The organism is Nocardioides immobilis (genome assembly GCF_003515065.1).
GTDB classification, from domain to species: domain Bacteria; phylum Actinomycetota; class Actinomycetes; order Propionibacteriales; family Nocardioidaceae; genus Nocardioides; species Nocardioides immobilis.
This window is the reverse complement of record NZ_QXGH01000010.1, coordinates 162,550-185,755: the sequence shown is the minus strand read 5'-3', so window position 1 is coordinate 185,755 and position 23,206 is coordinate 162,550. Positions and strand designations below refer to the sequence as shown.

The 23,206-nt window shown below is 71.7% G+C and carries 24 protein-coding genes; 10 read left to right on the top strand and 14 right to left on the bottom strand.

Annotation, left to right across the window (positions count from 1 at the left end):
- Positions 1-59 precede the first annotated feature (59 nt).
- Complete coding sequence (locus tag D0Z08_RS04625; RefSeq protein ID WP_118923129.1) at positions 60-887, top strand: Sir2 family NAD-dependent protein deacetylase; 828 nt, start codon at positions 60-62, stop codon at positions 885-887.
- Between the two features lie 74 nt (positions 888-961).
- Here D0Z08_RS04625 and D0Z08_RS04620 read toward each other — a convergent pair whose 3' ends face one another.
- Positions 962-1,648: an iron-dependent transcriptional repressor DtxR gene (locus D0Z08_RS04620; protein ID WP_118923127.1), complete on the bottom strand. Its 687-nt coding sequence runs from the start codon at positions 1,646-1,648 to the stop codon at positions 962-964.
- 68 nt (positions 1,649-1,716) lie between these two features.
- Here D0Z08_RS04620 and D0Z08_RS04615 point away from each other — a divergent pair, with 68 nt between their 5' ends.
- Both D0Z08_RS04615 and D0Z08_RS04610 read left to right on the top strand, forming a co-directional pair.
- A complete protein-coding gene (locus D0Z08_RS04615) occupies positions 1,717-2,427 on the top strand; it encodes a hypothetical protein (protein WP_118923125.1) in 711 nt (236 codons plus the stop codon).
- On the top strand, positions 2,424-3,992 hold the full coding sequence (locus tag D0Z08_RS04610; RefSeq protein WP_118923123.1) for a glycoside hydrolase family 13 protein: 1,569 nt from the start codon (positions 2,424-2,426) through the stop codon (positions 3,990-3,992). The genes D0Z08_RS04615 and D0Z08_RS04610 overlap by 4 nt, the downstream gene beginning before the upstream one ends.
- A 52-nt stretch (positions 3,993-4,044) precedes the next feature.
- On the opposite strand, the gene D0Z08_RS04605 is transcribed toward D0Z08_RS04610, so the two are convergent.
- The 6 genes from D0Z08_RS04605 to D0Z08_RS04580 all read right to left on the bottom strand — a co-directional run bounded on the left by D0Z08_RS04605 (position 4,045) and on the right by D0Z08_RS04580 (position 11,487).
- Entirely contained in the window at positions 4,045-4,485 is a 441-nt protein-coding gene (locus D0Z08_RS04605) for a MarR family winged helix-turn-helix transcriptional regulator (protein ID WP_245993647.1), read from the bottom strand.
- Positions 4,482-6,020: an MFS transporter gene (locus D0Z08_RS04600; RefSeq protein WP_245993644.1), complete on the bottom strand. Its 1,539-nt coding sequence runs from the start codon at positions 6,018-6,020 to the stop codon at positions 4,482-4,484. The genes D0Z08_RS04605 and D0Z08_RS04600 overlap by 4 nt, the downstream gene beginning before the upstream one ends.
- Before the next feature lie 78 nt (positions 6,021-6,098).
- Positions 6,099-6,815 carry a class I SAM-dependent methyltransferase gene (locus tag D0Z08_RS04595; RefSeq protein ID WP_182481150.1) on the bottom strand — a complete coding sequence of 239 codons (717 nt, stop codon included), beginning with the start codon at positions 6,813-6,815 and terminating at the stop codon, positions 6,099-6,101.
- 309 nt (positions 6,816-7,124) lie between these two features.
- A complete protein-coding gene (locus D0Z08_RS04590) occupies positions 7,125-9,140 on the bottom strand; it encodes an ABC transporter ATP-binding protein (protein ID WP_118923119.1) in 2,016 nt (671 codons plus the stop codon).
- Positions 9,137-10,882 (bottom strand): ABC transporter ATP-binding protein, encoded by a 1,746-nt coding sequence (locus D0Z08_RS04585; protein WP_118923117.1) that lies wholly within the window; start codon positions 10,880-10,882, stop codon positions 9,137-9,139. Before D0Z08_RS04585 ends, D0Z08_RS04590 begins: the two co-directional genes overlap by 4 nt.
- Positions 10,882-11,487, bottom strand: a complete 606-nt coding sequence (locus tag D0Z08_RS04580) for a TetR/AcrR family transcriptional regulator (protein ID WP_118923115.1) — start codon at positions 11,485-11,487, stop codon at positions 10,882-10,884. Before D0Z08_RS04580 ends, D0Z08_RS04585 begins: the two co-directional genes overlap by 1 nt.
- A gap of 84 nt (positions 11,488-11,571) precedes the next feature.
- On the opposite strand from D0Z08_RS04580, the gene D0Z08_RS04575 reads away from it, so the two are divergent.
- Positions 11,572-12,459 (top strand): GNAT family N-acetyltransferase, encoded by an 888-nt coding sequence (locus D0Z08_RS04575; RefSeq protein WP_118923113.1) that lies wholly within the window; start codon positions 11,572-11,574, stop codon positions 12,457-12,459.
- Between the two features lie 239 nt (positions 12,460-12,698).
- On the top strand, positions 12,699-13,943 hold the full coding sequence (locus tag D0Z08_RS04570) for a serine/threonine-protein kinase (protein WP_118923111.1): 1,245 nt from the start codon (positions 12,699-12,701) through the stop codon (positions 13,941-13,943).
- Positions 13,944-13,946: 3 nt separating this feature from the next.
- Here the strand turns inward: D0Z08_RS04570 and pdxH are convergent, their stop codons facing one another.
- Positions 13,947-14,609 (bottom strand): pyridoxamine 5'-phosphate oxidase, encoded by a 663-nt coding sequence (pdxH, locus tag D0Z08_RS04565; protein ID WP_118923109.1) that lies wholly within the window; start codon positions 14,607-14,609, stop codon positions 13,947-13,949.
- 61 nt (positions 14,610-14,670) lie between these two features.
- On the opposite strand from pdxH, the gene D0Z08_RS04560 reads away from it, so the two are divergent.
- Positions 14,671-15,774 carry a citrate synthase 2 gene (locus D0Z08_RS04560; protein ID WP_118923107.1) on the top strand — a complete coding sequence of 368 codons (1,104 nt, stop codon included), beginning with the start codon at positions 14,671-14,673 and terminating at the stop codon, positions 15,772-15,774.
- A gap of 31 nt (positions 15,775-15,805) precedes the next feature.
- Here D0Z08_RS04560 and D0Z08_RS04555 read toward each other — a convergent pair whose 3' ends face one another.
- Complete coding sequence (locus tag D0Z08_RS04555; RefSeq protein WP_118923105.1) at positions 15,806-16,186, bottom strand: type II toxin-antitoxin system VapC family toxin; 381 nt, start codon at positions 16,184-16,186, stop codon at positions 15,806-15,808.
- A complete protein-coding gene (locus D0Z08_RS04550) occupies positions 16,183-16,443 on the bottom strand; it encodes a hypothetical protein (protein ID WP_118923103.1) in 261 nt (86 codons plus the stop codon). Before D0Z08_RS04550 ends, D0Z08_RS04555 begins: the two co-directional genes overlap by 4 nt.
- Before the next feature lie 70 nt (positions 16,444-16,513).
- On the opposite strand from D0Z08_RS04550, the gene D0Z08_RS04545 reads away from it, so the two are divergent.
- A complete protein-coding gene (locus D0Z08_RS04545) occupies positions 16,514-17,158 on the top strand; it encodes a class I SAM-dependent methyltransferase (protein WP_118923101.1) in 645 nt (214 codons plus the stop codon).
- Here the strand turns inward: D0Z08_RS04545 and D0Z08_RS04540 are convergent.
- Together D0Z08_RS04540 and D0Z08_RS04535 are read right to left on the bottom strand one after the other, a co-directional pair.
- A complete protein-coding gene (locus tag D0Z08_RS04540; protein WP_245993641.1) occupies positions 17,091-17,756 on the bottom strand; it encodes a response regulator in 666 nt (221 codons plus the stop codon). The genes D0Z08_RS04545 and D0Z08_RS04540 overlap by 68 nt on opposite strands.
- Positions 17,753-18,871, bottom strand: a complete 1,119-nt coding sequence (locus tag D0Z08_RS04535; RefSeq protein ID WP_118923099.1) for a sensor histidine kinase — start codon at positions 18,869-18,871, stop codon at positions 17,753-17,755. The genes D0Z08_RS04540 and D0Z08_RS04535 overlap by 4 nt, the downstream gene beginning before the upstream one ends.
- 131 nt (positions 18,872-19,002) lie before the next feature.
- Here D0Z08_RS04535 and D0Z08_RS04530 point away from each other — a divergent pair, with 131 nt between their 5' ends.
- Together D0Z08_RS04530 and D0Z08_RS04525 are read left to right on the top strand one after the other, a co-directional pair.
- A complete protein-coding gene (locus D0Z08_RS04530; protein ID WP_118923097.1) occupies positions 19,003-19,929 on the top strand; it encodes an ABC transporter ATP-binding protein in 927 nt (308 codons plus the stop codon).
- The gene (locus D0Z08_RS04525; protein WP_118923095.1) at positions 19,926-20,825 is read left to right on the top strand and encodes an ABC transporter permease; all 900 of its coding nucleotides are present in this window, start codon (positions 19,926-19,928) and stop codon (positions 20,823-20,825) included. Before D0Z08_RS04530 ends, D0Z08_RS04525 begins: the two co-directional genes overlap by 4 nt.
- Positions 20,826-20,838: 13 nt before the next feature.
- On the opposite strand, the gene D0Z08_RS04520 is transcribed toward D0Z08_RS04525, so the two are convergent.
- Entirely contained in the window at positions 20,839-21,321 is a 483-nt protein-coding gene (locus D0Z08_RS04520; protein ID WP_245993639.1) for a GNAT family N-acetyltransferase, read from the bottom strand.
- A 95-nt stretch (positions 21,322-21,416) separates the two neighbouring features.
- On the opposite strand from D0Z08_RS04520, the gene serC reads away from it, so the two are divergent.
- Positions 21,417-22,553 carry a phosphoserine transaminase gene (gene serC / locus D0Z08_RS04515; RefSeq protein WP_245993637.1) on the top strand — a complete coding sequence of 379 codons (1,137 nt, stop codon included), beginning with the start codon at positions 21,417-21,419 and terminating at the stop codon, positions 22,551-22,553.
- Here the strand turns inward: serC and D0Z08_RS04510 are convergent.
- Positions 22,516-23,202: a TetR/AcrR family transcriptional regulator gene (locus tag D0Z08_RS04510; protein WP_118923093.1), complete on the bottom strand. Its 687-nt coding sequence runs from the start codon at positions 23,200-23,202 to the stop codon at positions 22,516-22,518. The two genes, serC and D0Z08_RS04510, sit on opposite strands and share 38 nt — an antisense overlap.
- Positions 23,203-23,206 lie beyond the last annotated feature (4 nt).

The following is a 23,206-nucleotide window of genomic DNA, read 5'->3' as shown; positions in this document are numbered from 1 at the left end:
GCCCCTTCAACGGATCGAGAGGCCTCCGGGGTTGCACGCGTCGCCGTACTCTTGCTGCCGTGACCACGGCACCCACCCTCAGCGTGTCGACCGCGGCGCTGGAGCTGTGCGCCGACCGCCCGCTGGTGGTGCTCACCGGGGCGGGGCTGTCGACCGACTCGGGCATCCCGGACTACCGCGGGCCGGGTGCGCCGGCGCGGATGCCGATGACCTACCAGGAGTTCGTGTCGGGCGGGACGGCGCAGCAGCGCTACTGGGCGCGGTCGCACCTCGGCTGGTCGCGGATGCGGCAGGCGGCGCCCAACGAAGGTCACCGCGCCGTCGCGACCCTCGGCGCGGACCTCGTGATCACGCAGAACGTCGACGGGCTCCACGAAGCCGTCGGCACCCCGCGGCTGGTGGCGCTGCACGGCCGGATCGCCGACGTGGTCTGCCTGTCCTGCAGGAGTACGACGACGCGCGCCTCCCTGCAGCAGCAGCTGGGCGAGCTCAACCCCGGGTGGGTCGAGCGGCACGCGGCCGTCGCGGACCGGCCCGACGGCGACGTCGACCTCGACGACACCTCCGACTTCGTGGTGCCGGCCTGCTCCTGCGGCGGCGCCCTCAAGCCGGATGTCGTGTTCTTCGGCGAGAACGTCCCCGCCGCGCGGGTCGAGCGGTGCTACGCGGCGGTCGACGCCCTGGCCGGCTCGGACGGCGTGCTGCTCGCCGCCGGGTCCAGCCTCACCGTGATGAGCGGGCTCCGGTTCGTGAAGCGCGCGGCCAAGCTCGGCGTCCCGGTCGTGATCGTCAACCGCGGGGCCACGCGGGGGGACGAGGTGGCGTCGTACCGGGTCGATGCGGGGACCTCGGACTGGCTGCCGGAGCTGGCGCTCCGTCGTACCTGAAGTTTCGGCCCTGAATTGCCCCGAAACGGGGCCGAAAGTTCAGGTACGACGCGCGCGTGGCGGGCGAGCTCGCGTCACAGCCGCTTGACGAAGATGTGGTCCGCGGCCTCGGGGAAGATCTCGGCGGTCTCGCCACCGGAGCCGACGAGCACGCCGTCGGCGGTCGCCTGGATGGTGATCGTCTTGTCGGGCAGGGCGCCGACCCGGCGCATGGCGCTCATCAGCGCCTCGTCCTTCTGCATCTCCTCGGAGATCCGGCGCACCAGGGCCCGGCTCGACTCCACGCCGGCGGCCTTCGACAGCGGCTCGACGTCGGACATGAACGCCTCGCCGACCCTCTCCTGGCCGAGCTCGGCGAGGCCGGGGATCGGGTTGCCGTAGGGCGACTCGGTCGGGTGGTCGAGCAGCTCGAGCAGGCGGCGCTCGACGGTCTCGGAGATGACGTGCTCCCAGCGGCACGCCTCCTCGTGGACGAGCTCCCAGTCGAGGCCGATGACGTCGGTGAGCAGCCGCTCGGCGAGCCGATGCTTGCGCATCACCCGGGTGGCGAGCCGCTGGCCCTCCTCGGTGAACTCGAGGTGCCGATCGCCCTCGACGGTCAGCAGTCCGTCGCGCTCCATCCGCGCCACGGTCTGCGACACCGTCGGGCCGCTCTGGTGCAGGCGCTCGGCGATCCGTGCCCGCAGCGGCACGATGCCCTCCTCGACCAGCTCGTAGATCGTGCGGAGGTACATCTCGGTGGTGTCGATGAGATCGCTCACCCGCCCATCTTCTCCCATCGCACCAGCCGCGCGCACGCTCGCCCACCCGCGTTTGGCAGGCTCTACGCATGACCTCGCTCGAGCCCCTGACCGTGCCGGAGCGCTTCCACGGCCCGATTCGATCCGGAAACGGAGGCTGGACCGCCGGCGCGCTGGCCGAACGGCTGGCGACACCACACCCGGGCGACGCCGTCACGGTCGCCCTGCGGCTGCCGCCGCCGCTGGAGACGCCGCTCGCCGTGAGACCGACCGACACCGGTCTCGCCGCCGTCGTGGACGGTCGGACGGTGGCCGAGGCCAGGCCCGCCGACGCCGACCCGACGCCGGTCCCGCCGGTGTCGATCGCCGCGGCAACCGATGCGGAGACCCGCTACCGCGGCTTCGAGCGCCACCCGTTCCCGTCGTGCTTCACCTGCGGCCCGGAGCGCCGCCCGGGCACCGGGCTCCGGATCTTCGCCGGCCCGCTGGCCGACGACCCGACGCGCGTGGCCGCCACCTGGACGCCGTACGACGTCAGCGTGCCCATCACCTGGGCGGCGCTCGACTGTCCTGGCGGTTGGTCGAGCGACATCGAGGAGCGCCCGATGGTGCTCGGGACCATGACGCTCCGGTACGACCACCTGCCGGTCACCGGCGAGCACTACGCCATCGTCGGCGAGGTCCGCGGGCGTGAGGGCCGCAAGACGTTCACCGCCTCGTCGCTCTACGACTACGACGGCGGACTCCGTGCCACCGCCGAGCACGTCTGGATCGCCATCAACCCGGAGGACTTCGCATGAGCTGGTGGCAGGAAGCCGTCGTCTATCAGGTCTACGTCCGCAGCTTCGCCGACGCCGACGGCGACGGGGTCGGCGACCTCCCCGGCATCACGTCGCGGCTCCCCTACCTGCGCGACCTCGGCGTCGACGCGCTCTGGATCACGCCGTTCTACCGGTCGCCGCAGAAGGACCACGGGTACGACGTCGCCGACTACACCGACATCGACCCGCTCTTCGGCACCCTCGACGACGCCGACGCGCTGATCACCCGCGCCCACGAGCTCGGACTGCGGGTGATCGTCGACCTGGTGCCCAACCACACGTCCGACCAGCACGAGTGGTTCCAGGCGGCGCTGGCCGCCGCACCCGGCTCGCCGGAGCGCGCCCGCTACCTGTTCCGGGACGGCAAGGGCCGCAAGGGCACCAAGCCGCCCAACAACTGGAACTCCATCTTCGGCGGCCCGGCCTGGACCCGGGTCCCCGACGGCCAGTGGTACCTCCACCTCTTCGACACCTCCCAGCCCGACCTCGACTGGCGAAACCCCGAGGTCGGCGACATGTTCGAGGGCGTGCTGCGGTTCTGGCTCGACCGCGGGGTCGACGGCTTCCGCGTCGACGTCGCCCACGGCCTCTACAAGGAGGCCAGCCTCCGCGACCAGAAGCGGTCGGAGCTGGCCGACAGCCCGACCGGGTCGATGGTCGAGCGGGTGCTCCGCGACGAGCCGATGTGGGAGCAGCCCGAGGTCCACGACGTCTACCGCCGCTGGCGCAAGGTGCTCGAGGAGTACGGCGACGGCGAGGGTGAGCGGATCGGCGTCGCCGAGGCCTGGACCCAGACCGCGGAGTCGATGGCGGAGTTCGTGCGCCCCGACGAGCTGCACCAGGCGTTCAACTTCGGCTGGCTCGGCACCGACTGGTCCGCCCGCGACTTCGCCCAGGTCATCAACAGCTCGATCGCCGCGCTCGCGACCGCCGACGCGTCACCGCCGACCTGGGTGCTCAGCAACCACGACGTCGTACGCCATCCGACCCGGTACGGCGGCGGCACGGTCGGGCTCGACCGCGCCCGCGCGGCGACGCTCGTGATGCTCGCCCTGCCCGGCTCGGCGTACCTCTACCAGGGCGAGGAGCTCGGGCTCGAGCAGGTCGACGTGCCGCCCGAAGCACGGCAGGACCCGTCGTGGTTCCGCACCGGCGAGCCAGGGCGGGACGGCTGCCGGGTGCCGCTCCCGTGGGGCGGCGATGCGCCGCCGTACGGCTTCGGGCCGAGCAGCGCACAGCCCTGGATCCCGCAGCCCGACGACTGGGCGGACCTCACGGTCGCGGCCCAGGAGGCCGACGACACCTCGATGCTCGCCTTCTACCGGCGGGTGCTGGCGGCGCGCCGTACCTGGGTGCGGGGCGCCGACGAGGCGTGCGTCGCGCAGGCGAAGCGCAACGTCCTCGTCGTACGACGCGGCGGGGTCACCGTGCTCCTCAACGCCGGGCAGCGCCCGGTGCAGCTGCCGGAGGGCGAGGTCATCATCAGCAGCGCGCCGGTCGGCGACCGGCTGCCGCCGAACACGGCGGTCTGGCTGCGGACCTGATGGTGCTCCTGTGCATGGGTCGGGTGACCCATGCACAGGAGCAGAGCGCTGCTCAGCGCCCGAGGGCCTCGTTGTAGCGGCTGAGCATGGTGGCGAAGGCCAGCAGCTCGTCGGCGGACCACTCCCCCAGCCGGTCGTCGAACCACTTGCGCCGGTGGTCGACCACGTCCTTGAACCGGCTGGCGCCGTCGTCGGTGACGCTGATCAGCGTCGCGCGACCGTCGTCGGGGTCGGGCGTGCGGTCGACCAGGCCCAGGTCGACGAGGTGCTGCACCTGGCGGCTGATCGCGCCCTTGTCGATGTCGAAGGCCGTGCACAGCGCCGACGCCCGGAGCGGACCGTTGTCGAGCAGGTAGCCGAACATCAGGTACGCCGCCGGCTGCAGGTCGGGGTGCACCGCCCGCGCCCGCTCGTCGATGACGCGGCGGACCCGGCGGACCATCACCCCGACCTCGCGCTCGAGCTCGCGGAGGGCGTCGGGACGAGTGGTCACGAGAGGACATCCTCCCGGACCGGATCGGGCTGCGCGAGCCCGGTCGTCGTGCGCAGCGGGACCTCTTCGATGAGCGCGACGCAGATCAGGGCGATCACGGCGAGCGGCACCGCGAGCAGGAAGATGTGGCCGGTGGCGTCGCCGAACGCGGTCTCGTAGAGCGCCCGCACTGGTTCGGGCAGCGTGCCGAGGTCGGGGATCGAGCCGTGGTCGTGGTCGGACGCGCCCACGTCGGCCGCGACCTGGTGGGCCAGCACGGCGCCGAACGTCGAGACGCCCACGGAGGCGCCGATCGTACGGAACGCGGCGACCATCGAGCTCGCGGCGCCCAGGTCGGCGGCGGGTGCGCTGTTCTGCACGGCGAGGACGAGGTTCTGCATGCTGGTGCCGAGGCCCAGGCCGAGGATCGCCATGAACGCCGCTACCACCACGAGCGGCGTGCGCGCGTCGATCGTCGCCAGCAGCGCGAGCCCGAGCACGACGAGCGCCGTACCGCCGACCAGCCACCGCTTCCAGAGCCCGGTACGAGTGATCACCCGTCCGCTCACGATGCTGGTCGCGAGCAGGCCGCCGACCATGGCGATCGACATCAGGCCGGCCGCGGTGGGGGTCATGCCGCGGGCGAGCTGGAAGTACTGGCTCAGGTAGACGGTGCCCCCGAACATGACCACGCCGATCATCACCGAGGCGACGGTGGCGAGCGCCGTCGTCCGGTCGCGGAACAGGCGGAGCGGGATCACCGGCTCGGAGGCGATCCGCCCCTCGACGTACGTCGCCAGCGCGAGCACCGCGACGCCGCCGGCGACCAGTGCCGCGCTGGTGCCGGACAGCCAGGCGAACTGGTTGCCGACCAGGCTGACCCACACCAGCAGCAGGCTGATGCCGGCCATGATCAGGGTCGCGCCGGCGTAGTCGATCCGTACGTCCCGCTTGTAGGTGGGCAGGTGCAGCTTCTTCTGGAGTACGACGAACGCCAGCGCCGCGATCGGCAGGCTCACGAAGAAGCAGCCCCGCCAGCCCAGCGCGCTGTCCACGATCACCCCGCCGAGCAGCGGGCCGCTGACCGTCGCCGTGGCGAACACCGCGCCGATGTAGCCGCTGTAGCGGCCGCGCTCCCGCGGCGAGACCATCGTCGCGATCACGACCTGGACGAGCGCGGTGAGGCCACCGACGCCGAGGCCCTGGAAGGCACGGGCGCCGATCAGCACCTCCATGTTCGGGGCGAAGGCGGCCACGAGCGAGCCGGTCGAGTAGATGACGAGCGCTGCCTGGACCAGCAGCTTCTGGCTGAACAGGTCGGCGAGCTTGCCCCACAGCGGCGTGGTCGCCGTCATCGTCAGCAAGGTGGCGACGACCACCCAGGTGTAGCCGGTCTGGCTGCCGTGCAGGTCGGTGACGATGGCGGGCAGCGCGTTGGTGACGACCGTGCTCGAGAGCATCGCCACGAACATCGCGAGCAGCAGCCCGGTCAGCGCCTCCATCACCTCGCGGTGCGACATCTGGCCGGCCTGCTCGGCGATGGCGGCCTGGGTCATGCGGTTGCCTCGGATCACTCATCGGAAGATTGGTTGTCGAGGTCAACCTTATTGGAAACTAGTTGCGCAGGTCAACTTTCATGCGGCACCCCGCCGCGACCGGCAGCGCAGCGTCACCCGGTTGCCGGTGGCGTAGCCACGCACGGCCCGCAGCGGCTCGGGAAGGGTGGTCAGCAGGCCGGCCCAGTCGAACTGCTCCTCGACGTCGAAGTCGTAGACGTCGAGCATCACCTCCAGCGCCGGCACCGACGGATAGCCGGCCAGCGCCCGGCCGCCCTGGGAGAGGTCGTCCTTGGCGGCGTGCCCCTGCACCGCTGTCCGGTTGGTGAGGATCCGCACGACGGGCTCGTCGCTCGGCAGGACCTTGGTGTCGAGGATGCAGTGCTTCGCGCCCGCGTCGGCGATCCCGCGGAACAGCTCGCCGTACCGGAGCGTGTGGTAGACGAACCCGAGGCAGAGCACCACGTCGACGTCGAACTCGCGCTCCTGCAGGACGCGGAACATGTCGCCCTGGCGGAACTCGTAGCTCTCCGGCGGGACGCCGTACTGCTCGAACAGCCGGTTCGCGTGGTCGACCAACGACGAGCGAGCCTCGACGCCGATCACGTGCTTCGCACCCGCCTTCAACGCCGCGAAGGACCAGCGGCCGTCATGGCTGGCGAGATCGAGGACGCGAGCGCCGGCCAGGATGTCGCGGTTCGCCTCGATCATGGCCTGGTGGCGAAGGTCGAGCCGGCGGGGGAACGCCGCCGTCCGGCTGGACTCGTAGAAGGCGGGGTAGTCGTCGAAGAACATACCCATCCAGACGCACGGGTGGCCCCGAGGTTGCGTCCTGGCCGGCCGGCAGCCCATCCAAAACCGAAGCGACCCGCAGGTGTGGTCCGAGAGGACCGCCCGGGGGACGTGCCCGGTTCACCTGCGGGTCGGGTGGCTGCGTTGAATTGGCCGGCAGCCCGGCTTCAGAGATCGGGGTGACCCCACCCCGTCGCTGGGGTCGCCTAACCGGCAACCACCTCACGCGTCCTATAGGAATTCATTCCTCGGATCACCTCCTTTCTCGTGTCCGACAACGGTAGGTCGGAGCACCCCGCGCGCACAACGGGTTTAGACGGCGGCGGCAGCGAACTGCGCCGCGTGCAGCCGGGCGAAGGGACCACCGCGCTCGAGGAGGTCGGCGTGCGAGCCCTGCTCGACGATCCGGCCGTGCTCCATGACGAGGATCAGGTCCGCGTCCCGGATGGTCGAGAGCCGGTGGGCGATCACGAACGACGTCCGGTCGGTCCGCAGCGCCGCCATCGCGTGCTGCAGGAGCAGCTCGGTGCGGGTGTCGACCGACGACGTCGCCTCGTCGAGGATCAGCAGCGCGGGCTGGGCCAGGAACGCCCGGGCGATGGTGACCAGCTGCCGCTCACCGGCCGACAGGTTGGAGCCCTCGTCGTCCACGCGGGTGTCGTAGCCCTCGGGCAGCGAGTGGACGAAGCGATCGACGTACGTCGCCCGCGCCGCCGCGCGGATCTCCTCCTCGGTCGCGTCCGGCCGGCCGTAGGCGATGTTGTCGCGGATCGTGCCCTCGAACAGCCAGGTGTCCTGCAGCACCATGCCGATCCGGCTCCGGAGGTCGGCACGCGGCATGGCCGTGATGTCGACGCCGTCGAGGGTGATCCGGCCGGCGTCGAGCTCGTAGAACCGCATGATCAGGTTGACCAGCGTGGTCTTGCCCGCGCCGGTGGGCCCGACGATCGCGACGGTCTCGCCCGGTCGCGCGACCAGCGAGAGGTCCTCGATCAGCGGCTCGTCGGGCTCGTACGAGAACGACACCGCTTCGAACGCGACCTCGCCGCGCGTCGTACCCGGCAATCCGGTCGTGGACCCGTCCGGTTCCGGACCGGAATGCCGGGTGCGAGGCATCCCGGCGACCTCCTCCTCGGCGTCGAGCAGCTCGAAGACCCGCTCGGCCGAGGCGACACCCGACTGCAGCAGGTTGGCCATCGAGGCGATCTGGGTGATCGGCTGGGTGTACATCCGCGAGTACTGGATGAACGCCTGCACCTCGCCCAGGCTCAGCGAGCCGCTGGTCACCCGGAGGCCGCCGATCACCGCGATCACCACGTAGTTGAGGTTGCCGATGAACATCATCAGCGGCATCACCAGGCCGCTGACGAACTGCGCCCGGTACGACGACTCGTAGAGCTCCTCGTTGGCCGAGGCGAACTCCGCCTCGACCGCCCGCCGGCGCCCGAAGACGGTCACCAGGGCGTGGCCGGAGATGGCCTCCTCGACCTCGCCGTTGAGGCGCCCGGTCTGGCGCCACTGGTTGATGAACTGCTTCTGCGAGCGCTTCATGACCCGGCTGGTGACGACCATCGCGATCGGGACCGTCACCAGGGCGATCACCGCGAGGAGCGGCGAGACCCAGAACATCATCCCGAGCACGCCGGCGACCATCATCACCGACGTCAGCAGCTGGCTCATCGTCTGCTGCAGGTTCTGCGCGACGTTGTCGATGTCGTTGGTGACCCGGCTGAGGAGCTCGCCGCGCGGCTGCCGGTCGAAGTACGACAGCGGCAGCCGGTGGATCTTGTCCTCGACGTCGGACCGCATCCGCCGGACCGTCTCCTGCACGACGTCGTTGACGAGCCAGCCCTGCAGCCAGCCGAGCACCTGCCCCACGACGTAGATCGCGACCACGAGCAGCAGCACCCGGCCGACCGCGCCGAAGTCGACGCCCTGGCCCGGCACCAGGTCGAGCCCGCTCAGGAAGTCCGCGAACTGGTGGTCGCCACGGGCCTCTGCGGCGTCGACCGCCTCGGCCTTGGTGGTCCCCTCCGGCAGCTGCTTGCCGACGAAGCCGTTGAAGACGATGTCGGTGGCCTTGCCGAGCAGCCACGGCCCGACCACGACAGAGGCGACGCTCCCCGCCGCGAGCAGGAGTACGGCGACCGCGCGCCACCGCGCCGGCCGTAGCAGCCCGAGCAGCCGCCGCCCCGAGGCCCGGAAGTCGTGGGCCTTCTGACCCACCATGCCGCCACCCATCGGCCCCCGACCGAAGCCCGGCCCCTGGACGACCCGCTCGGTCTGCTTCATCGTGGCGGGCTTCGCCGCCTCGGTGGGCGCGCTCATGCGGCGGCTCCTTCGGTGATCCCCTGGCTGGCCGCGATCTCCCGGTACGTCGGGTTGTCGCTCAGGAGCTGGTCATGGGTGCCGCGGCCGACGACCTTGCCGTCCTCGAGCACGAGGATCTCGTCGGCGTCGCGGATCGTGGCGATGCGCTGCGCGACGATCACGACGGCCGCGTCACCGGTCGCGATCACCTCCGCGCGGAGCGCGGCGCGCAGCCGGGCGTCGGTGGCCACGTCGAGGGCCGAGAAGGCATCGTCGAAGAGATAGATCTCCGGGCGTCGTACCAACGCCCGGGCGATCGCGAGCCGCTGCCGCTGGCCTCCGGAGACGTTCGTGCCGCCCTGCACGATCGGGGCGTCGAGCAGCGAAGGCATGGCGCGGACGAAGTCGGCGCCCTGGGCGATCTCCAACGCCCGCCACAGCTCCTCGTCGGTCGCGTCCGGGCGGCCGTAGCGGAGGTTCGACGCGACGGTGCCGGTGAAGAGGAACGCGCGTTGCGGCACCAGCCCGATCCGCGACCAGAGCAGCTCCGGGTCGAGGTCGCGCACGTCCACCCCGTCGACCACGACCCGCCCCGCGGTGGCGTCGAGCAGGCGTGGCACCAGGTTGATCAGCGTCGTCTTGCCGGCGCCGGTCGAGCCGATCACCGCGATGGTGCGGCCGGGCCGCACGGACAGGCTGACCCCGTCGAGCACCGGCGCCTCGGCGCCGGGATAGGTGAAGCCGACGTCCTCGAGATCGAGGTGGCCGGCGAGGGAGACCGAGGTGACCGGGTCGGCCGGCGGCACGATCGACGAGTCGGTGTCGAGCACCTCGGCGATCCGGTCGGCGCTGACGGACGCCCGCGGCACCATCATCAGCATGAAGGTGCCCATCATCACCGACATCAGGATCTGCATCAGGTAGGACAGGAACGCCGTCAGCGCCCCCACCTCCATCTGCCCGTTGTCGACCCGGTGGCCGCCGAACCAGATCACGCCGACGCTGGCGACGTTCGACACGACCATCACCAGTGGGAACATCGCGGCCATCCACCGTCCGGCACGCAGCGACATGTCGGTGAGGTCGTCGTTCGAGGCGGCGAACCGTGCCGTCTCCTGCGGCTCCCGGACGAACGCGCGGACCACCCGGATGCCGGTGATCTGCTCACGGAGCACGCGGTTGACGTCGTCGAGCCGCTCCTGGACCAGGCGGAACGCCGGCACCATCTGCGAGACGACGATCCCGATGCAGAGGAACAGCACGGGTACGACCGCGACGACCAGCCAGGACAGGCCGAAGTCCTCGCGCATCGCCATCACGATGCCGCCGACCATCATGATCGGGATGGTCACCGCCATCAGGCAGGTCATCATCGCCAGCATCTGCACCTGCTGGACGTCGTTGGTGGCGCGGGTGATGAGCGAGGGAGCGCCGTACGACGCCACCTCGCGGCTGGAGAACGTGCCGATCCGCTCGAACACCGCCGCCCTCAGGTCACGGCCGGAGGCCATCGCCGCCTGGCTGCCGAACCACGCGGACGCCATCGAGCAGGCCGCCTGGACCAGGGCGATCGCCAGCATGATCCCGCCCAGGCGGACGATGTAGCCCGTGTCGCCCTGCGCGACGCCGTTGTCGATGATGTCGGCGTTGAGGCTGGGCAGGAGCAGCATCGCGACGGTCGAGGTGAACTGCAGGACGACGATGGCGGCGAGCCAGCCGCGGTACGGCGAGAGGTACTCCCGCATCAGGCGTAGCAGCATCAGGCCTCCACCTTGTCGCGGGCGACCGCGCCGTAGAGCACGGTGTCGACGATCTGCTCGGCGGTCAGGGTCTTGCCGCCGGTGAACTTCGGATGGGTGCCGGAGAAGGTCAGCAGCCGGAGCATCGTGACCACCTCCTCGGCGGGCATCCGGAGGTCGTCCTCGTCGCCCGCGATGACGTCGACCATCGCCTGCTGCGTCGACTCGATGGCCCGCGCGCGGGCGGGGTCGTCGGGCGGCGGCTCGGGCGGTCCGGCCATGCCGAGCTTGCGCATGAGGACGAACACCCCGGAGAACCGGCGCTGCATCAGCCGGACCAGTGCGAGCGCCCGGTCGCGCAGCGGCTGGTCGAGCGGGATCTTCTGGAGGTCGGCGAGCATCCGTCCGGGCTCGAAGACCTTGGCCACCGCCGCGTCGATCAGCTCGTCCTTTGACGCGAACACCCGGAAGATAGTGCCCTCCGCGACACCAGCCGCCTCGGCGATCAGCCGGGTCGTGACTCCGCGACCGTGGTCGTGGAGCAGCGGCACGGTGACCGCGATCAGCGCCTCGCGGCGCTCCTCCGGCGACATCGGCCGCGCCCGCTCCCGGCGTTGCTCGTCCATGCCGACGAGTGTAAGTGAGTGAGCACTCACTCACAAGGGAGTATCTCGCTTGCCCCGCCCCCCCGCGTCAGCGGACGATCGGGCATGGCCGTCGAGATCCGGGAACCCGACCTGTCGTCGTACGAACCGCTGGTCCGGCTGCGGCTGGACCGCCTGCCGCGCCAACGGCGATCCCAGGCCGAGTGGCCGTTCGTCCACGCCGACGAGCTCGACGTGTTCGCGGTGCGCGCGGCGTACGTCGACGGCGTTCTCGCCGGGTGGGGCACCGCGGTGCGGGGCAAGTGGTTCCCGGCCGGCATCGGCATGGTCAACGTGACCGTGGCGCGCGAGCACGAGCGGAAGGGCGTCGGCGGGGCGCTCTACCGGGCGCTGGTCGCGACGCTGCCGAGCCGGCTCGGGACGATCGGGACGGCGGTCGACGACAGCGAACCCGAGTCGCTCGAGATCGCCCGCGGCTACGGCTTCGAGGTCACGCAGCACGGCATCGAGTCGGAGCTCGCCCTGGTGGACCTGCCGGAGCCGGCTGTCGGCCCCGGCATCACGTTCGAGGACGTCTCGTCCCTGGAGTTCGACGACGAGGAGGCGGTCGAGGAGATGCTCCGCGACAGCCAGACCAACCCGGAGGCCGCCGAGGGATTCGTCAGCACCCTCAGCACCTTCCGCGAGATCGGGGCCAAGGTGGAGGTGGAGGTCGCGGCGATCGCCCGCGTGGACGGCGACCCGGCCGCGATCGTGATCGGCGAGATCGACAACGGCGTCCTCGGGATCGCCTACACCGGCGTCGGCCGGTCGTTCCGCGGCCGCGGCCTCGCCTTCGCGCTCAAGCAGTACGCCCACCGGCTCGCCGCCGACGCCGGCGCCACCGTCTGCCTCACCATGAACGAGGAGAGCAACGCCGGCATCCGCCACGTCAACGCGAAGCTCGGCTACCAGATCACCGGCGGGGCCTACCGGCTGCGGCGCGCGCGATAGTCCCTGACGTTTCTGTCCTCAGTTCGCGGAAATCGCGACAGAAACGTCAGGGACTATGCCGATTTCAGCCGCCCAGCGCGGTCGGCCCCGGTCGGGCAACGAGAAGGCCCAACCTGAGGTTGGTCGATGGGATGAATTGCAATACCGATCCGGTAAAGAACCCGGAATTCATCTCCCGCGTGTCGGGCCCCGGTCCTAACGTTGGCGCACGGGAGGGGCCCGAGACCAAGGCGCGCCCGATGACCGTCCTCGAGATCACCACCTACGGCCGTAACACCCTGCGGCGATTGCGCCGGGAGGCGCGCATCGTCGACCCGAGCCTGGTGCCCGGCCTGGCGCCCGCCTACGAGATCGACCGGTTGTCGCCGACCCCCGTCCTGGTGACCGAGGACCTGCCGGACATCACCCTCGACGACCTGGTCAGCATGTCTCCGCTGCCGGCGGCCGCCGCGCTGCACGCCCTGCAGGACGTCGCCGCGACCCTCGAGGCCATGCACGCGAACGGTGTCGTGCACGGCGATCTCCGGCCGTCGACCGTCTTCATCCTTCCCGACGGCCGGGCCGCGCTCGCCCGTCCCGACACCGCCCCGCCCGTCACCGAGGAAGCGCTCGGGGCGGCTCGGCTGGTCGACGCCCACGCGTTCGCGATCCTCGCGTTCGAGCTCCTCACGGGCGTCCATCCGCTCGCGCCCCCCGACGCGGTCGCCATGACGTCCTCGCTGCCGGTGCTGCCCCGGTCTGCCGCCACCGTGCTCGAGCTGGCGCTGACCCTCGACGGTGGCCGGCGCCCGCTCCCCCACGCCGTGATGGCGGCGCTCGACGCGATCCCGCCCGAGGAGTGGCCGACCAACCACCTGCGGCGCCCGCCGCGTCCGCTCGCACCGCCGATCGCCGTACCTTCGCTGCGCGTGCAGACGATCCCGCGACCGAAGCCGGAGCCGCCGGAGCAGCAGGAGCAGCCAGAGCCGCCGGTTCCAGCAACGGTCGTCGAAACCCCCAGCCGCAGCCTCTTCCGGAGGGTCCTCGGCCCGCTCGTCATCACCCTCGGGCTGCTGACCGTCGCCGCGGGCGGCGGCGCCGGCGCGTGGCTGCTCTTCACCCCCGACGCGTCGGCCGACGACCCGGCCGCGGCACCGCCGCTGCAGGTACGCCGCGTCGCGCTGTCGGTCACCCCACCGCAGGCGCACTGCCCGCGCGCCGCCCTCCGGCTCACCGCGACCGTCGTCGCCGACGGCGGGCCGGGCCGGCTCGAGCTCGAGTGGCGGCTGCCCGACGGCAGTACGGCGGACCCCCACTCGTTCCTGGTGGACGGCGGGCGGACCAGGCTGCGCGCAGCCCTCGACGTGACCCTGACCGGCACCAACCAGCTGCGGGGGAAGGTCGTCGCCGTCGTCGTCGGGCACGACGGGGCGCGCGCCACGGCGCCGATCCGCTACCTCTGCCGGCGGGAGGACGGGGCGCCTCGACAAGCCCGGCGGGCGTAGGCGCTAGGGCGCCAGGCGCTCGAGCACCCAGCCGGACGCCGTACGGCGATAGCGCAGCCGGTCGTGCATCCTCCCCTGCCGGCCCTGCCAGAACTCGAACGTCTCCGGCCGCACCCGGTAGCCGCCCCAGTCCTGGGGCACGGGGACGTCGCCGCCGGCGTACCGCGCCTCCGCCTCGGCATAGCGCGCGTCGAGCTCCTCCCGCCCCGCTACCACCTGCGACTGCGGCGAGGCGTGCGCGCCGAGCTGGCTGCCCCGCGGCCGCCCGGTGAAGTACGACGTCACCTCGGCGTCGGTCAGCCGGGACGCCACCCCCTCGACCCGCACCTGCCGCTCGAGGGGGTGCCAGGGGAAGAGCAGCGCGCAGCGCGGCTCGGCCGCCAGGTCGGCGCCCTTCCGCGAGGTCGTGTTGGTGAAGAACGCGAACCCCCCGTCGGCACCGTCCGTCAGGCCCTTGAGCAGCACCGTCCGGGCAGCCGGTTGGCCATCGGCCGAGACCGTCGCGACGATCATCGCGTTCGGCTCGTGCAGGTGGGCCGCCTGCGCGTCGCTGAACCAGCGGCGGAACATGACCAGCGGATCGGGGTCGGCCATGGACTCGGCCAGCCCCACCTCGCCGTACTCCCTACGGAGCGTTGCCAGATCTGGCTCGTCAGCACCGGGCATAGGCCGAACCTAGTCGGTGCGGCAGAATGCCGGTGTTTGTCATATGCGAAGGAGACAACGGATGCCTGAGGTACACCACGGACTGGAAGGCGTCATCGCCTTCGAGACGCAGATCGCCGAGCCGGACAAGGAGGGCTCCGCGCTCCGCTACCGCGGTGTCGACATCGAGGACCTGGTCGGCCGGGTGCCGTTCGAGAACGTCTGGGGCCTGCTCATCGACGGCTCCTACACCCCCGGTCTGCCGCCGGCCGAGCCGTTCTCCCTCCCCGTCCACACCGGCGACGTCCGGGTCGACCTGCAGGCTGCGATCGCGATGCTCGCGCCGGCCTTCGGGATCCGCTACACCTACGACTCCGAGCCCGAGAAGGTGCGCGAGGACCTCGCCCGGGCCGCGGTGATGGTGCTGGCGTACGCCGGCCAGTCCGCCCGCGACCTGCACGAGCCGGTCGTCCCGCAGCGTCTCGTCGACGAGGGCACGACCCTCGCCGAGAAGTTCCTCATCCGCTGGCGCGGCGAGGCCGACCCCAAGCACGCGCACGCGATCGACGCCTACTGGTCCTCGGCCGCCGAGCACGGCATGAACGCGTCGACGTTCACTGCCCGGGTCATCACCTCGACCGGCGCCGACGTCGCCGCCGCGCTGTCCGGCGCGATCGGCGCGATGAGCGGCCCGCTGCACGGCGGTGCGCCCTCGCGCGTCCTCGGCATGATCGAGGACGTCGAGAAGTCCGGCGACGCCAGCGCCTACGTCAAGAAGCTGCTCGACTCCGGCGAGCGGCTGATGGGCTTCGGCCACCGCGTCTACCGCGCCGAGGACCCGCGCGCTCGCGTGCTCCGTCGTACGGCGAAGGAGCTCGGCGCTCCCCGCTTCGAGGTCGCCGAGGCGCTCGAGAAGGCTGCGCTCGCCGAGCTCCGGGAGCGCCGGCCCGACCGCGTCCTCGAGACCAACGTGGAGTTCTGGGCGGCCATCGTCCTCGACTTCGCCGACGTGCCGGCCCACATGTTCACCTCGATGTTCACCTGTGCCCGCACCGGCGGCTGGTCGGCGCACATCCTCGAGCAGAAGCTCACCGGCCGCCTGATCCGGCCGTCGGCGATCTACACCGGCCCGCCCGCGCGCGGCGCCGACGAGGTCGAGGGCTGGAAGCCGGACTGGGCCGGCTGAGCCGACCCCGGTCGATCTCGGGCGGCTGCGATCAGTAGGGCGCGGCGAGGCCAGGGAACATCGGGAAGTGCTTGAGGTTCAGCGTCATCTGCTCCGCATCGAGCCAGGTTGCCGTCGCTGCAACCAGGTAGTCGCTGGCCCCGATCCCGCGATGGGAGCGCACGAACCGACGCGCCAACTCGCCCGCCAGGTCGGCGAGCTGCTCGTCCACCGGCATCCACTCGACGGCATCGAGCAGCTGATGGGTACGGACCTCCTCACCCACCCGCATCCCGGCGATGATCTCGGTGCGCGTGACGACGGACGCGACCAGCCGATGGCCCTTCCGCGCCTTGTGCACGAGCAGGTCACGCGCCTCCGACCGCCCGCGCAGGTGATCGATCAGGATCACGGTGTCAAGGACGACAGTCACGCCTCGGCCAGGCGGTCACCGAGGTCCGGCCGGAGGCCCTTGAGGTAGGCAGCCCGATCCTCCCCTTCCTCCTCGGACCATGCTCCGAACCCCGCGTCGAGTGCCTCGATCTTGACCTTGATGCTCGCCGGGCTGGGGTAGACGACGTCGACGGCTCGGCGGACCAGCTCGGCAAGTCCGAGCCCGCTGCGCGATCCCTCGGCGAGCAACCGGGCGTACTGCTCGTCCTCGAGGGTGATCTGGGTCCGATGGCTCATGATGTAAGCCTACATCATGCACCTCCTGCCGTCCGGAGCTCGCGCGAGCCACCCGTGAGACCGTGGCCTCATGGATCTCGGGGAGCGGATCGCGGCGTGGGACGCCGAGGCCGAGGCGTACGACGAGCCGGCCGACCACGGACTGACGGACCCGTCAGTCAGGTCGGCGTGGCACGACCTGCTCGTTCACGTGCTGCCTCCGGCACCGGCACGAGTCGCCGACCTCGGCTGCGGCACGGGCACGCTCAGCCTGCTGCTGGCCAAGGCGGGCTACTCCGTCGACGGCCTCGACTTCTCGCCCGCGATGGTGGCGCAGGCGCGCGTCAAGCTCGCCGGCCTCGCGGGAGTGACGGTCACCGAGAGCGACGCCTACGCCCCTCGGCTCGCTCCCTCGTCCTACGACGCGGTGCTGTGCCGGCACGTCCTCTGGGCGATGCCGGACCCTTCCGTCGCATTGGACCGCTGGGTCCGGCTGCTGGTGCCGGGCGGGCGGCTGGTGCTGGTCGAAGGCTCCTGGTCCACGGGCGCCGGACTCACCGCGGCCCAGACGGTCGATCTCGTCCGGGGCACCGACCTCGAGCCAGACCTCACGATGCTCGATGACCCGGCGCTGTGGGGCGGACCGACGTCCGACGAGCGCTACCTCGTCACCGCGACAAGCCCGACTCGATCGCCCACACGACCAGCTGCGCCCGGTCCCGGGCGCCGAGCTTGACCATCGCCCGGCTGACATGGGTGCGCACCGTGTCGGGGCTGACCACGAGCTCCTCGGCGATCTCGGTGTTGGAGCGACCGGTCGAGACCCAGCCGACGATCTCGCGCTCGCGCTCGGTGAGGTCGTCGATCCGCGGGTGCCGCCGGGTGGCGGGCCGGGCACCGAAGTGCTCGATGACGGTGCGGGTGACCGACGGCGCGAGCAGCGATCCGCCGTCGGCGACGACGCGGATCGCGTCGAGGAGGTCGGCCGGCTCGGCGTCCTTGAGCAGGAACCCACTGGCGCCGTGGCGGAGCGCCTCGAAGACGTACTCGTCCAGCTCGAAGGTCGTCAGCATCACCACCCGCACGTCGGCCAGGTCCGGGTCACCGGTGACGTCGGCGAGCAGCTCGAGACCATCGCGGACCGGCATCCGGATGTCGCAGAGCACGACGTCGGGGCGGGTACGACGCAGCATGCCGAGCGCCTCACGCCCGTCCCCCGCCTCGCCGGCCAGCTCGAGGTCGGACTCGGCGTCGATCAGGGTGGCCAGGCCCATCCGCACCAGGGGCTGGTCGTCGACGAGCGCGACTCTGATCATGCGGGTCATGCGGGTCATGCGGGCAGCTCCGCGACGACCTCGAAGCCGCCGCCGTCGCGCGGGCCCGCCCGGAGCGAGCCGCCCAGCCGGGCGACCCGAGCCCGCATCCCGCTGATGCCCATGCCCTCATCCTGCACGGCTCCGCCACGACCGTCGTCGCGCACCGCGAGCACCCACCGATCGTCCGCCCGGGTCCACTCGACCGTCGCGGTCGTAGCCCCGGCGTGCCGCAGCACGTTGGTGAGCGCCTCCTGGACGACCACGTAGGCAGTCTCACCGAGCCGGTCGGGCACGGCTCCTGGATCGCCGACGACCTCCACCCGCAGCCCGGCCGCCCGGACCCGGTCGAGCAGCGCCGGCAGCTCGGCCAGCCCGGGGGCGGGCCGGCGGGTCGCGGCGGCGGCACCGCCCGACATCGCGGCCAGCTCCGAGCGCAGCGCCTCGAGCGACTCCTTGCTGGTCGCCCTGATCGCCTCGAGACTGGCCCGCGCCTTCTCGGGGTCGCGGTCGAGCACGTGCAGCGCAGCGCCGGCCTGCATCGCGATCACCGCGAGCCCGTGGCCGACGCCGTCGTGCAGGTCCTGCGCCATCCGCAGCCGCTCCTCGGTCGCGGCCCGTTCGGCCCGCTCGGCCCGCACCTCGACCCGGTTGCGCGTCGCGGTCGCCACCGCGCCAGCGGCCAGCACGATGCCGAGCATCCCGATCGCCTGCCACAGGCTCTTGTGCGGCTCGTCGGACCACCAGAGCCACCGCAGCCACAGCCCGGTGCCCATCAGCGCGGCGCCGCCGAGCGCGGCCGGCAGCCAGCCGCGGACGGTCACCCCCGTCGCGGCCACGAACGTCACCGTCGGGAGCCCCAGGAAGATCGGCCCGTCGCTGTAGCCGGCCGCGAAGTACAGGCCCGCCATCGCGCCGGAGAACACCAGCGCCGCCGTCGCCCGCCGCCCGGTCAGCTCCGGCAGCACCGCCGGCGCGGCCGCGAGCAGCGCCAGCAGCACGCCGCCGAAGACCGGGTAGTCGAGGTCGGCGCGTCGGTTCGTCGCGGCCGTGCCCAGGAACGTGATCACCAGGACGGCCCACGGCCACCACGTCCGGTGCGCACGGGTCACCGGGGCGGCGGACAGGTGGGACATGGCACCGAGGCTAGACCGGCACGGGCGCACCGTCGTACGGCGCGAGGAGCGGGCGCCGTACGCAGAACCGCGTAGCCCGGTGCCGCGCGACGGCGGACGCGTCAACCACGCGCCGCAGGCACGGTGGAGCCATGGACACGAACCAGACCCCCGTGGTCACCACCGATGCGCTGACGAAGACGTACGGCGACCGCGTCGCCGTCGATCGCGTCAGCATGACCGTGCAGCGTGGCGAGGTGTACGGCTTCCTGGGTCCCAACGGAGCCGGGAAGACCACCACGCTGCGGATGTTGCTCGGGCTGATCCGGCCCACCGCCGGCATGGCGAGCATCCTCGGCCGGCCCGCCGGCCGCCCCCACCCGGACCTGCGCGTCGGCGCCCTGATCGAGGGCCCCGGCTTCCATCCCTACCTCTCCGGCCGCGACAACCTGCGCACCGTGGCACGGTTCCGCGGGTTCACGGACGCCGAGGTCGACCGGGTGCTCGAGCGGGTCGACCTCGCCGGGCGCGGGTCCGACAAGTACAAGGGCTACTCGCTCGGCATGAAGCAGCGCCTCGGCGTCGCCGCCGCGCTGATGGGCGACCCGGAGCTGATCGTGCTCGACGAGCCGACCAACGGCCTCGACCCCGCGGGGATGGCCGACATGCGGGCGCTGGTCGTCGACCTGGCCCGCGGCGGCCAGACGGTGCTGCTGTCCAGCCACCTGCTGGCCGAGGTGCAGGAGATCTGCGACCGGGTCGGCGTCATCAACAGCGGCCGGCTGCTGCTCGAGTCCACGGTCGCCGAGATGCGCGGCGGCTCCTCGCTGCGGGTCCGTGCGACGCCGGAGCCGGCGGCACTGGCGGTCGCGATGCGGCTCGCCGGGGACGACGGCGTACGACGGACGCCGGCCGGCCTGTCGCTCGACCTCTCCGCCGACGCCGCTCCCCACGTCACCCGCGAGCTGGTGAATGCGGGCATCGACGTCCACGAGATCACCCACACCGAGCGGAGCCTCGAAGAGGTCTTCTTCGAGATGACGACCGCCACCACCCCTGAGAAGGAGCCCGTCGCATGAGCACCATCACCGAGAGCCGCCCCGCCGCCCCCGGCGGCCTGCTGAGCGGCGTCGGCCGCAGCACCCGGGCCGAGCTGCTCCGGCTGCGCAAGTGGCCGGCCGTCTGGATCACGCTGGGCGCCTGGCTCGCGCTGAGCCTGATGTTCGGCTACCTGTTCAACTACCTGTCGTACGCCAGCGGCGACAACTCGTTCTCCAACGAGGGCGCGACGAAGGCCTCGCTGCTGGCCGAGATGATGCCGGCCAACGTGCCCGACGTGCTGCTCCAGGGCATGCCGATGTTCGGCGGCGCGCTGATGATGGTGCTGGGCGCGATCGTGGCCGGCAACGGCTACGGCTGGGGCACCTGGAAGACCGTCTTCTCGCTGGGCGCCTACCGCTCCGGCGTGATCGTCGGGTCACTGGCCGCGCTGACCGTCTTCGTCGTCGCGACGCTCGCGGTGTCGCTCGGGTTCGACCTCGGGCTCTCGCTGATCATCGCGACCACGGAGTCGCAGGACGTCGTGATGCCGTCCCTCGGCTCGGTGCTCGAGTCGCTCGGCGTCGGGTTCCTGGTCCTCGAGATGTGGGCGGTCGTCGGGTTCGCGCTGGGCACCATCGCCCGCGGGCCCGCGCTGTCGGTCGGTCTCGGCCTGGTCTGGGCCCTCGTCGTCGAGAACCTGCTGCGCGGCGTCGGCCAGCTCCTCGACTGGGTCGACACCCTCACCGCCGTACTGCCCGGCACCGCCGCCGGCTCGCTGGTCGGTTCCGTCGTCGGCGTCGAGCCGGGCGGCGACGGCACGCCCGGCGTGCTCGACACCGTCGCCGGACCGCAGGCCGCGATCACCACCGCCTGCTACATCCTGGTCGCCGCCGCGATCGCCCTGGTCGTCGTACGACGTCGCGACGTGGCCTGAGTGCTGCGCCGCTTCAGATGCGCTTGGCGAAGCAGCGGTTGAGGTCGCTGCTCCGGTAGTGGCCGAACCCGGGGATCGCGACGTACCCGGACGAGGAGTAGAGCCCGATGGCCTCGGGCTGCATCAGCCCCGTCTCCAGCACCAGCAGGTCGAAGCCGGCCGCAGCCGCCGTCTCCTCGAGCTCGGCGAGGATCCTGCGGGCGAGGCCGCTGCCGCGGTGCTCCGGTACGACGTACATCCGCTTGATCTCGGCGCCGAGCGAACCGCCGAGCGCCAGCACCGGCGAGCGGCGCCAGGCGCCGGTCCCGACGGGCACGCCGTCCAGGTAGGCCACGAGGAACAGCCCGTCGGGCGGGTCGAACATGGACGGGTCGACCGGCGTCTCGTCGGGCCCGCCGTAGCGCTCGACGTACTCCTGCTGGACCCGGGCGATGAGCGCGACCGCGTCCGGATCGCCGTAGCCGACCACGCGGAGGTCGAGCACCCTGTCCGTCACAGGGATCGATTTATCACCGCTGTCACACGGCTGTCACACTGGTTTCCTCCTGACAGCGTCGTCAGCATTCGTCCCCTCGATGAGAAGGTTGACTCGTGACCGACGCCCCCAAGATTCAGGCACTGAAGATCCCTGCTGACCTCAAGCCCGTTGACGGCCGCTTCGGCGCCGGCCCGTCGAAGATCCAGACCAGCCACCTCGACGCGCTCGCCGCGACCGGTGACAGCCTGATGGGCACGTCCCACCGCCAGGCGCCCGTGAGGAACACGGTCGGCCGGGTGCGCGAGGGCCTCGCCGCGCTGTTCGACCTGCCCGAGGGCTACGAGGTCGTGCTGGGCAACGGTGGCGCCACGGCGTTCTGGGACATCGCGACGTTCGGCCTGATCGAGAGGAAGAGCCAGCACCTCAGCTTCGGCGAGTTCTCGTCCAAGTTCGCCAAGGCCGCCGAGCAGGCGCCGTGGCTCGACGCCCCGTCGGTCATCAAGTCCGACCCGGGCACCCGCCCCGAGGCGGTCGCCGAGGCCGGCGTCGACGTCTACGGCTGGGCGCACAACGAGACCTCGACCGCGGTCATGGCCCCGGTCGTGCGGCCCGAGGGCGCCGACGAGGGCTCGCTCGTTCTCGTCGACGCCACCTCCGGCGCGGGCGGCCTGCCCGTCGACCTCAACCAGGTCGACACCTACTACTTCGCGCCGCAGAAGTGCTTCGCCTCCGACGGCGGCCTCTGGATCGCCCTCATGTCGCCCGCCGCCCTCGAGCGCGCGGCGCGGATCGGCGCGAGCGACCGGCACATCCCGGCGTTCTTCGACCTGCCGACCGCGATCGACAACTCGGCGAAGAACCAGACCTACAACACCCCGTCGGTCGCCACGCTCTTCCTGATGGCCGAGCAGCTGGACTGGATGAACAGCCTGGGCGGCCTCAAGGGCATGGTCGAGCGCACCACCGAGTCGTCGAACGCGCTCTACGGCTGGGCGGAGCGGACGTCGTACACGACGCCGTACGTCACCGACCCGAGCCACCGCTCGCTCGTCATCGGCACCATCGACTTCGACGACGCGATCGACGCCGCCGAGGTGGCCAAGGTGCTGCGTGCCAACGGGATCGTCGACACCGAGCCCTACCGCAAGCTCGGCCGCAACCAGCTGCGGATCGCGATGTACCCCGCGATCGACCCGGCCGACGTCGAGGCCCTCACGAAGTCGATCGACTGGGTCGTGGAGAACCTCTGAGCTCCGCCGGATCCAGCATCGGCACCAGCACCCTGCGGGCGACCTCGGCGACCTGCTCGTCGTCGTCGAGGTCGACCAGGGTGCTCGGCGTGACCAGGAACGACGTCGACAGCCGGACCATGATCTCGGCGACCAGGTCGACGTCGACCGTGTCCGCCACGTGGCCGGCGCGCTGCTCGCGCCGTAGCTGACCGGCGACGAAGGCGCGGACGGTCGCTAGGGTGCCGCCACCGTCGCCGACCATCGACGAGACCAGCGAGCCCGGCTCGCTCGCCATCAGCCCGCCCATCAGCGGGTTGTTGCGGGTCGTCCGCAGGGCGCTCACGAACCCGGCGACCACGCGGTCGGCCACCGTCGGCGCGCTGGCGACGTCGGTCAGGAACTGGTCGATGTAGCGCCGGAACTCGCGGCGGATGACCTGCTGGACGAGCGCCTCACGGCTCGCGAAGCGGCGGTAGACGGTGATCCGGGAGACCCCGGCCTGCGCAGCGACGTCGCTCATCGAGCAGCGCTGGATGCCGATCCGGCCGAACAGCTCGCAGGCGGCGTCGAGGATCCGACGGGAGCTCGGGTCCTCCTCGACGTCGGTGGCCGTGTCCGCCAGGGCGAGCTCGAAGACCGAGCCGGCCGACTCCGCCGTACTGGTCATCCGC

Coding starts and splice junctions, on each gene's coding strand:
- D0Z08_RS04575 (WP_118923113.1), top strand. CDS start 11,572: ATGGCCGTCGAGATCCGGGAACCCGACCTGTCGTCGTACGAACCGCTG.
- D0Z08_RS04595 (WP_182481150.1), bottom strand. CDS start 6,815: ATGTTCTTCGACGACTACCCCGCCTTCTACGAGTCCAGCCGGACGGCG.
- D0Z08_RS04535 (WP_118923099.1), bottom strand. CDS start 18,871: ATGTCCCACCTGTCCGCCGCCCCGGTGACCCGTGCGCACCGGACGTGG.
- D0Z08_RS04540 (WP_245993641.1), bottom strand. CDS start 17,756: ATGACCCGCATGACCCGCATGATCAGAGTCGCGCTCGTCGACGACCAG.
- D0Z08_RS04610 (WP_118923123.1), top strand. CDS start 2,424: ATGAGCTGGTGGCAGGAAGCCGTCGTCTATCAGGTCTACGTCCGCAGC.
- D0Z08_RS04615 (WP_118923125.1), top strand. CDS start 1,717: ATGACCTCGCTCGAGCCCCTGACCGTGCCGGAGCGCTTCCACGGCCCG.
- D0Z08_RS04570 (WP_118923111.1), top strand. CDS start 12,699: ATGACCGTCCTCGAGATCACCACCTACGGCCGTAACACCCTGCGGCGA.
- D0Z08_RS04550 (WP_118923103.1), bottom strand. CDS start 16,443: ATGAGCCATCGGACCCAGATCACCCTCGAGGACGAGCAGTACGCCCGG.
- D0Z08_RS04585 (WP_118923117.1), bottom strand. CDS start 10,882: ATGCTGCTACGCCTGATGCGGGAGTACCTCTCGCCGTACCGCGGCTGG.
- D0Z08_RS04590 (WP_118923119.1), bottom strand. CDS start 9,140: ATGAGCGCGCCCACCGAGGCGGCGAAGCCCGCCACGATGAAGCAGACC.
- D0Z08_RS04510 (WP_118923093.1), bottom strand. CDS start 23,202: ATGACCAGTACGGCGGAGTCGGCCGGCTCGGTCTTCGAGCTCGCCCTG.
- D0Z08_RS04580 (WP_118923115.1), bottom strand. CDS start 11,487: ATGGACGAGCAACGCCGGGAGCGGGCGCGGCCGATGTCGCCGGAGGAG.
- D0Z08_RS04525 (WP_118923095.1), top strand. CDS start 19,926: ATGAGCACCATCACCGAGAGCCGCCCCGCCGCCCCCGGCGGCCTGCTG.
- D0Z08_RS04530 (WP_118923097.1), top strand. CDS start 19,003: ATGGACACGAACCAGACCCCCGTGGTCACCACCGATGCGCTGACGAAG.
- D0Z08_RS04560 (WP_118923107.1), top strand. CDS start 14,671: ATGCCTGAGGTACACCACGGACTGGAAGGCGTCATCGCCTTCGAGACG.
- D0Z08_RS04600 (WP_245993644.1), bottom strand. CDS start 6,020: ATGACCCAGGCCGCCATCGCCGAGCAGGCCGGCCAGATGTCGCACCGC.
- D0Z08_RS04545 (WP_118923101.1), top strand. CDS start 16,514: ATGGATCTCGGGGAGCGGATCGCGGCGTGGGACGCCGAGGCCGAGGCG.
- pdxH (WP_118923109.1), bottom strand. CDS start 14,609: ATGCCCGGTGCTGACGAGCCAGATCTGGCAACGCTCCGTAGGGAGTAC.